The 7,701-nt window shown below is 63.3% G+C and carries 10 protein-coding genes; 4 read left to right on the plus strand and 6 right to left on the minus strand.

The genetic code is table 11. The annotated features are described in order from the left end of the window. A partial coding sequence (locus tag C998_RS0113380) for a hypothetical protein (RefSeq protein WP_231365007.1) occupies window positions 1-419 on the plus strand: 419 nt, incomplete at its 5' end. 37 nt (window positions 420-456) lie between these two features. Here the strand turns inward: C998_RS0113380 and C998_RS0113385 are convergent. From C998_RS0113385 to C998_RS0113405, 5 genes are all read right to left on the minus strand, one after another. Beyond that, a complete protein-coding gene (locus tag C998_RS0113385; protein ID WP_018871386.1) occupies window positions 457-999 on the minus strand; it encodes a hypothetical protein in 543 nt (180 codons plus the stop codon). Between the two features lie 95 nt (window positions 1,000-1,094). After that, the gene (locus C998_RS0113390; protein WP_018871387.1) at window positions 1,095-1,595 is read right to left on the minus strand and encodes a DNA-binding transcriptional regulator; all 501 of its coding nucleotides are present in this window, start codon (window positions 1,593-1,595) and stop codon (window positions 1,095-1,097) included. 74 nt (window positions 1,596-1,669) lie between these two features. Continuing rightward, window positions 1,670-2,608, minus strand: coding sequence for a hypothetical protein (locus tag C998_RS0113395; RefSeq protein WP_018871388.1), 939 nt, complete (start codon window positions 2,606-2,608; stop codon window positions 1,670-1,672). Continuing rightward, on the minus strand, window positions 2,605-4,605 hold the full coding sequence (locus C998_RS0113400; RefSeq protein ID WP_231365008.1) for a hypothetical protein: 2,001 nt from the start codon (window positions 4,603-4,605) through the stop codon (window positions 2,605-2,607). Before C998_RS0113400 ends, C998_RS0113395 begins: the two co-directional genes overlap by 4 nt. Before the next feature lie 88 nt (window positions 4,606-4,693). Further along, a complete protein-coding gene (locus tag C998_RS0113405; protein WP_018871390.1) occupies window positions 4,694-4,987 on the minus strand; it encodes a hypothetical protein in 294 nt (97 codons plus the stop codon). Window positions 4,988-5,230: 243 nt separating this feature from the next. On the opposite strand from C998_RS0113405, the gene C998_RS0113410 reads away from it, so the two are divergent. Genes C998_RS0113410 through C998_RS0113420 form a run of 3 tightly spaced genes read left to right on the plus strand, consistent with a single transcriptional unit; the run spans window position 5,231 to window position 6,955 of the window. Beyond that, the gene (locus tag C998_RS0113410; protein WP_018871391.1) at window positions 5,231-6,238 is read left to right on the plus strand and encodes a tyrosine-type recombinase/integrase; all 1,008 of its coding nucleotides are present in this window, start codon (window positions 5,231-5,233) and stop codon (window positions 6,236-6,238) included. Window positions 6,239-6,285: 47 nt separating this feature from the next. After that, window positions 6,286-6,498 carry a hypothetical protein gene (locus C998_RS0113415; protein WP_018871392.1) on the plus strand — a complete coding sequence of 71 codons (213 nt, stop codon included), beginning with the start codon at window positions 6,286-6,288 and terminating at the stop codon, window positions 6,496-6,498. A gap of 10 nt (window positions 6,499-6,508) precedes the next feature. Next, the gene (locus C998_RS0113420) at window positions 6,509-6,955 is read left to right on the plus strand and encodes a type II toxin-antitoxin system HicB family antitoxin (RefSeq protein WP_018871393.1); all 447 of its coding nucleotides are present in this window, start codon (window positions 6,509-6,511) and stop codon (window positions 6,953-6,955) included. A gap of 87 nt (window positions 6,956-7,042) precedes the next feature. Here the strand turns inward: C998_RS0113420 and C998_RS0113425 are convergent, their stop codons facing one another. Continuing rightward, window positions 7,043-7,465, minus strand: a complete 423-nt coding sequence (locus C998_RS0113425; RefSeq protein ID WP_018871394.1) for a carbon storage regulator — start codon at window positions 7,463-7,465, stop codon at window positions 7,043-7,045. Between the last annotated feature and the right edge of the window lie 236 nt (window positions 7,466-7,701).

Raw genomic sequence — 7,701 nt, forward strand, 5'->3', positions numbered from 1 at the left:
CCCGCCGCTGCACCAAGACGATGAGCCGCCCCCCTTCCCTCGCAGAGTTCGAGGGATACTGCCGTGAGCACTCATCGGGAGGGAAACCGCTACCCAGTCCGACCCCCTACCCGAACCGGACGGTGGCCGCCCTCGCGCGCCAGATGGCGATGGAGGCGGAACAGGAGAGCGCGGCCGAAAACCGCCCGACCCTGGAGCGGGCAGATGCTTTCCTCCTGGCCGCGGCGCTTCTGCTGGCCCGCTCGAACGAGGCGGGTGGTATCGAGTGGAACGACCAGACCCTCACGGCCGACTTCATCGAGCGCTGCGGCCGTTATGGGGAGGAGTCGGTCAACCTCGTCGGAGCCGCCAAGTTCGGCTACGGGGAGTGGGCGGATCTGTTCGAGGGGGAGAACTTCGAGGACGACGACCCTTTTTGACCCCAAAACCCCAGATTATAGCCTAAAAATCAGCCATTTACTCGCAATGCGCATAGCCACTTTGCACTGCCCTGGACGATCCTCTTAACGGGAAGGACCACACCAGCGGGTCTTGACCAAAGAACTCCAGACGAACGTGCAACTCACCTTCCTGTGGTGACGTCAGGAGCAAGCTCGTGAGGTCATCAAGTCGCTCGGGCTCAATATCCATAATAAAGCTGCCCCCCTCATCGTCGATCTCGTGAACCACCGCTCGCCCTGTCACGATGCGGCTGCTTTCCGTTCCAATAAAGAGATCGCCTATTTGTGCCGGAAGGAGACCCGCTGCTTCGACCTGGGAGCCAGCGTACTGACCGGAGATTTCGTAACGAATCTTGGAACAGTCATCGCGCGGGAAGGCGGCCAACAATAACGATTCGCTGTCCGTATCCAGTGATCGCGTATCCGCCACTGCGAGCCCTTCCAGCTTCTCGAATTGCCACCCTCCGTAAACTTCTTTCGATTCGTCAGCCATCACACCCGCTTGGGCAAAGACCGCAAGGCTCGCGATGGCCCAAGCTAAAAACGCGGTGCGCTGCATGTGGCCTCCTGTCCTGTACATGACCATTCCCCCCTGACATATCCGGGGTCAGTACGGTTGAAGGAAAAAGCCCCGGCGAGCCGGGGCTTCTTCATTCAGCTCACGTTGAGCTGCCTGGATAGCCGATCCACCAGACGGTCGAATCGCATGAGGGTTTCCGGGTCCGGCCGGGCCATCCCCTTTCTCCATCTGTAGACGCTGTTGGCGTGTACGCCGATCAGGTCCGCGCCTTCCTTGTCGCTCTCGGGGTCATCCAGCGGAAGCCCCAGCTTCCCCCACCACTCGTTGACCAGATCATTCATGTCCGCCGTCTTCAGGCGTTCCACGGCGTTCAGGCGCTCCGGGTCTTCGACCAGCTCCCGAGCGGGCTCCATGATCTCGTCCTCGATGTTGAGGATGCGACCGTTCTCAATGTTCACCAGCTTGTCGCGGGAAATCCCGATGGCCGCAGCGAACGACGCCTGAGACAGACCCATCTTGTCGCGGATCTCCAGAAGCTCACGCTGCTCCGGGGAGCGGATGCGGCGCTTCTTCTGCCGTCGATCCGAGCCCTCCGGCGGGACCAGACTTCCACCGAGTCGGCCAACGGGATTCATCCCGGATACACGCTCTACGTTGACGCTACCCTTCGTGTTCTTCGGGAAGACGCTACCTGCCGTTCCCTTCTGCTTCATTTCGACGTTCCTCCGCAGCTTGATTCGGCCAGGTAAGCAATCACCGCTGCGTGACAATGCGCGAGACTGCTTACCTTTGGCTTCTGATCTGCATTGTACCACCTCTGTAGCGTTTTGATCGTCTTCCCGGTTACTTCTTGTAGAAGCGGGTCGTCCAGGGATACCCCCAGCATTTCCATCCAGGAGGCCACGATCTCCTTAGAAGAGGCCCTGTGCAGCCAGTCGAATTGCTGAGGGGGCCGGGCGTTCTCCGCGTACTCGCGCGCCCGATCATGGAAGCTCTCAGGGGGCTTCGCCTTGCCGGTTTCGTAGGCTTGGTACTTCCATGTCTGAATCCCCAAGCCCTGCGCCATTTCCTCGCGGGTGAGCCCGGCTCGATCCCGAATGGATTGCAGCGTCTCGTTCCCCCGCTGGTGCCGAGTGTCTTTCCGGTTTCTCTTGCGCGGTTCCAGCTCCTTCAGGGCTGTACTCAGGGCGGTGGTGTTGATCCGGGAAACCCGCCGCGCCATTTCAGCCTCTTCAAGCACTTCCAGGGGCTGGCTTTCGATAGCCAATGACTCGTCGGCCTGAGCATGGGCCTCCATGGAGTCGAAAATCTCACCCATGGGCTGCACCTCGCGATGGTCGAACCGCTTGGTTCGCGCATTCGCGATTCGCTGGGCAACCCCGAACAGGTACGACGCCAGCGTGGACCCCGCATCCGGATTCCACCCTCGTCCCTCGAACAACACCGTGAGGCATTCCTGGGCCAGATCATCCTCGCTCCCGAACAGGGCATAACGGCCTGCGACGCTGTAGGCGATCCGCTGGACGCGCGGCTGGACCAGCCGCACAAAGTCTTCTGCTTCCCTGTGGCCTTCCAGCCACTCACGAGCTGCCTGGTCCAACAACTCGTCTTCGTCACGCGAAGGCGAATCTACCACCACCTCGATCATCGCGAGTCCTCCTCGTACTGGGCGTACAAGTCGTCCTCGCTGAATTGCTCCACTTTCGAGACTGGTTCCTTATCCATCGCGTTCAACCCTCTTTCCGACTCTGCATCGGGTTCGGCGGGAGTTTGGGTGGGTACCTGGCAAGCCTCGCCGCCCTTGGGCTGAGGCTTGCGCTTCTTCTTCCGGGGCGGAAGCGCCTGCGACATGTACGCCGCAAAGGGGTCTTCCGAGGCCGCGCCCTCGGGGGCGGCAGCGGCTTCGGGCGCCTCCTCCGCAGGGCTCGATGGCGCGTCGGTGCAAGTCGGCTCCTCATTCTCAACCAGACGCTCACTGGCCTTCTCGGGCGCATCCGGCGCCGGTTCCTCGGCCTCCTCCGGCACGGACGATCGCTTGCGCAGCGCATGTTGCGGAAACACTGCCCCGGTGATTCGGGGCGGCTTCGGCGCCGGGGACATGGTGCCCAGCACCACCGGCAGCGTATCCGGGGTGAACTCCAGAACGATGGCGCTGTTCCAGCCCTGGTTGAGCACCTTGCCGGTGTCCGGGTCGGTCGATTTCACCTTGAACAGCGCATTTTTCGCGTTCCACTCGCGCCCATCGTGGCGCCGCACGAGCACGCCCTTGGCGTCCAGCGCCTCCAACAACGGGGTCGTGATCGGGAACCGGCCGTCCCCGGCCTGCTCGAATGCTCGCTGAGTATCCCCGTGGTACTCGCTGGCAAGGAGCTTTCGGGTATCCGCCTCGTTGAGATACAGGCGCTTCCCATCCCAGAAGCCGATCCGGTACTGCTTCTGTCGGCCGTTGATCGTCCCCGGCCGCGCGATGATCTCGCGTAGCCAGTCCCACATTTGCTCGACCTCGGCGGCCTGTTCACGGGCGGCCTGAGCCTGTGCCTCGTCGTCAGCTTCTCTGCCCGAGGAAGATTCGACGCGACGGGGGCTGTCGTCTGTGTGTGCTGGGGCATGGGTCGGGTGGACTTCCGCCTCCTGGCCGCTCTCGTAGAGAGAGCTGTCGCTTCCAGCCTCTTGCCGAGAAGCGGCCTCGGCCGGATCTCGGGCGGAATCTCGGGCCTGCTCCGGAGCTTCGCCCGGCGTGGGCGGCGGGGCCTCCGCCGAAGGAAACCGCTCGGGCAAGCCTTTGACCCGACGCCCTTCGTTCTCCGAGGCCACCCGATCCGAGTGAATCAGGAACTCCATCAGCAGGCGCGCGCGATCCGGCGCGTGCAGGGGGAGATCCTGCGGGTGGTGCTCGAAACTGAGTGCCATAATCAGGTCGTTGTGCTCGTCCTCGGACAGCTCCCACGACTCCTCCATGAGCGCGACCAGACGGGCACTTTCCCGATCGTGATAGGTCTTGCGCCCGATCACCTTGGTATCGTCCCCCTTCTCGGTGCGGAAGGCGACGATCTTGCCCAGGTCATGCGCGAGCAGAACGAGCGGCATAAGCGGGTAGGCGTCTTCACCCAGACGCCACCCATCGTTGGGGTGGTTCTTCCGGCTCAGGCGCCAGTGCTCGGCCTCCCGAAAGCCGGTCTCCACGACATTCAGGCAATGCTCGATCAGCGTGCAGCCGCCGTGCCCGCCCGGCTCCGGGGCCGCCGGTAGCTCCGGCCGCGCGGCCATCGTTTCCAGAATCGCCCGGAACAACCGGCGATGGGCCTCGAAGCCCTCGGCCCCGTTGTGGAGCCAGGCGTGGGTCAGGGGCCAGCGCTCCTTGCTGAAGGAGTCCACCTTGCAGCGCTTGGGCGGCTGGTAACCCGGCACCGGGCCAATCGTGGAACGTGCCATCTTGGCCACCCCACCCTTGAGGACCGAAGCGTTCGCCCGGCGCAGGCCATAGGCCAACCCGAACACCAGCAGGGCGGTCGCACCGGCAACCGCCGCCACATCCATTACCTGCCTCACGTCCGGGAGCGCGAGCGGCATCCCGGCCCAGAACCAGAGAATGACCCACCAGAAGCCGAATACGACCATGACGGGCCGAAGTACGCTTTTATGCACGCGACCTCCCGATCAACGATCAGCGCCTCAGTGAAGGGCGAGCGAGGCCCAAACGCTGCCTCGCCCCCATTACCGGCAATCAACGGGTTCAGATCGAGTAGGTCTCGCCCGAGCCCACTTCCTTGCTCCTCGCCTTCCGATCAAGAAAGTCCTGTACCTGCGAGGCGCTGGGGTATCCGGACCCCGTTGCAACGCGGGTTTCGTCGATCACGCGCTCCAGTGCCGACATTGCGAGCTGAACGAACGCGGTGTCTCGCTCCAGCTTGGTCATCGACTTGTCCGGCCCCGAACCGATACGAAGCATCGTTGCCATCACTTCCGCACGAACGGCGTCATCTCCGGTCAGTTCAGCGGAAATGCGCCGCTTATCTTCTGCCTGCATCATTTTCTCCTTGCTTGTATACATTGCACCCGCACAGTGATTATATATTACTTGCAGAACATCGCACGCGGGAAAAGAAGGAGAGAGCGATCAAAAGGGCCAATCAGGGTGGTTCCCTGCTCTGACTGGCGTAAATGGCGCCTCCCGAGATCGGAATAAGTGATAACCACACGCGGCAGCGGCGCGAAAAATGCGGGGTCCGGCGTGTTCGCCCTGCTCCACGCAAGAAAGGATTAAGTGATAATGACCATTAACACTTATAACGAGCCCGAAACGGAGACCGGGGCCGGGGCCATCGACACCGAACAGGCACAGAACCGCCTCCTGGGGGCCTTTTCCGACTGGCTGAAAGGCGGCGATTTCGCCACTCCCTACTCCGAGGCCACGATTCGGGCGTATTCCCGCTGCGCGCGGCAATTCATCGAGTTTGCGGCCTCCATGCACCTGATCCACGTTTCGGAGGCGACACCCCCGACAATCCGGGCATTCGTGAATGAGCAGACGCAAAACGTCAGCGCATCGACCCGGAACCTGTGCATTTCCGCCGTGGACGCCTTTTTCGACTTTCTGGAGTTCGAGGGCATCCGAGAGGGCAATCCGGTCAAGAAGTACCGTGCGGAGCTGAAAAAGACGCGACGGGGCGGCCGGGCGTCCAAGCGCCTCCCGGCCTTCCTTTACCCCAAAGAGGTGGATCGACTGATCGACACGCTGTTTGCCCGCAATCACGCCAATCGGCTGCGCGATCTGGCGTTGATCGGCCTGATCCTCGATTCCGGGCTTCGATCCAGCGAAGTGCAGGCGCTCCGGGTGAAGGACGCCACCGATCTCATCGACAACGGTGTACTGCGGGTGATCGGCAAGGGCGACAAGGAGCGGCTGGTCCGCCCTCTCGACAGGAACCGCAAGCATCTGGTCGAGTACCTGGAGAGCCTGGCCGATCCCCAGGGCGGCCGCCTGGACCCCGGAGATCGCCTGTTCCGAGTGAGAACGGGAGCGGCCATGCGCCAGTGCAACATCCACCACATCGTCCAGCGCGCCGTGGCCGATGCCGGAATCGTGAAACCCCAGACCGGGCCTCACCTGCTGCGGCACACGGCCGCGACGCTGATGCTGGCCTCGGGGATGTCGATGCGGCGCGTGCAGGACAACCTCGGCCACGCGAGCCTGAACACCACCCAGCTCTACACGCACCTCGTTGACGTGGAGCCCGCCGGGACGGAGGGGCCGGGCCTCGACCGGACAACGGGTTGACCCTCGCACACAAATGTACGAAGCTATGGACAAGGGATTGCCCCAACATGAATGGAAATGAGTACCTGAAGCGGCTCCGCAAGCTGGGAAAGAAGACCGGCACGCCGGTTCACCTAGTCGAACACCAAGGGAAAGGGAGCCACGGCCGCATCTACTACGGCGACCGCTTCACGACCCTGAAGGACCGCAAAAAGGAGATCGGCTCCGGCCTGCTAAACGCCATGTGCAAGCAGCTCGGGATCGACCCGAACGACATCTGAGGACAGAGCCATGCGTTACGCATACCCCGTACAACTCGAACGCGACGAAGACGGCCGCTACCTGGCGACCTGCCGGGACGTGCCGGAGGCCCTGACGGACGGCGAATCCCAAGAGGAGGCGCTGCGCGAAATGGGGGATGCCCTGGGCGCGGCGCTCGCGGGCTACGTTATGGAGGGGCGCCCCCTCCCATTCCCGACCGAGGCGGAACCGGGTGAGGCCATCGCCCCGGTGTCGCCCCTGATCGCGGCCAAGCTCGCGCTCCGGGTCGCCATGCAGGCCGAGGAGGTCAGCAACTCCGAGCTGGCCCGCCGCATGGGCAACCATGAGGGGGCGATCCGGCGGCTGGTAGACGTGGATCACAGCTCCAAGATCGAGGCGGTCCACGCCGCCCTCGCCGCCCTCGGGCACGGCCTCGTTGTCGAGGATGCCCGCCCCTTTGAGCCCGTCGCGGCATAGCCACAGGCCGCCATCGGCGTTCCCAACGAGAAAGGCCCCACCCGAAAGGATGGGGCCTTCTTCATTGGAGCGGCTGCTGTACCGGAGCTACGCCACCAGGTCTTCGGCCAGCTCGTCCCGGAGGATCGTCAGCTCGCGCGGGGCCGTCACCGCGAATCGGGCAGCGGCGCCCGTGTGACGCTGGACATCCAGCGTCAGGTCGATCCCCGGACGGCCGATGTGAACCCGCAGGCCGCGCCGCCCGATGCCGAGCACGAGGCTGCTGACCGTCCCGGAGTACGCGGGGGCACCCTGCTCGGCCGCCTCGACGGCCGCCCGGTCCCGCTCCGCCTGGTCCGCCGGGAGCAGGGAGTCGCGGACCACCGGCATATCGCGCGGGGCCTCGACGATGATCCGGGGGCGAGGGGCAGACTCGTACAGGACATATACATCATCACCGATCCAGACCCCCTCGCCATCACGGCGCGTGATCGCCAGAGTGGAGCGGCCGTCATCGTATTCGTGCTTCATTATTAAACACCTCCATGTCATTGCAACAATCATCGCCCGCTCCTGGGCATCTCATCCTCCATCGGGAGCGGACATCTACATCCTATGTGCGCCCGGACAGTAGCGGCAACCCCCTTTACATCCCGAATATTCGGGATGGTCAATGGAGATCCCCGCCTTCCCCGAAAAGGTCACAGCGTTCACTTGTCTCCGCCATAAAGCCGCAGAGCTGGCATTGGTACAAGACAAAGCGGGCA

It is taken from the genome of Thioalkalivibrio sp. ALgr3, from assembly GCF_000377325.1.
GTDB lineage: Bacteria > Pseudomonadota > Gammaproteobacteria > Ectothiorhodospirales > Ectothiorhodospiraceae > Thioalkalivibrio.

Coding starts and splice junctions, on each gene's coding strand:
- C998_RS0113390 (WP_018871387.1), bottom strand. CDS start 1,595: ATGAATCCCGTTGGCCGACTCGGTGGAAGTCTGGTCCCGCCGGAGGGC.
- C998_RS0113385 (WP_018871386.1), bottom strand. CDS start 999: ATGCAGCGCACCGCGTTTTTAGCTTGGGCCATCGCGAGCCTTGCGGTC.
- C998_RS0113405 (WP_018871390.1), bottom strand. CDS start 4,987: ATGCAGGCAGAAGATAAGCGGCGCATTTCCGCTGAACTGACCGGAGAT.
- C998_RS0113395 (WP_018871388.1), bottom strand. CDS start 2,608: ATGATCGAGGTGGTGGTAGATTCGCCTTCGCGTGACGAAGACGAGTTG.
- C998_RS0113415 (WP_018871392.1), top strand. CDS start 6,286: ATGAATGGAAATGAGTACCTGAAGCGGCTCCGCAAGCTGGGAAAGAAG.
- C998_RS0113420 (WP_018871393.1), top strand. CDS start 6,509: ATGCGTTACGCATACCCCGTACAACTCGAACGCGACGAAGACGGCCGC.
- C998_RS0113410 (WP_018871391.1), top strand. CDS start 5,231: ATGACCATTAACACTTATAACGAGCCCGAAACGGAGACCGGGGCCGGG.
- C998_RS0113425 (WP_018871394.1), bottom strand. CDS start 7,465: ATGAAGCACGAATACGATGACGGCCGCTCCACTCTGGCGATCACGCGC.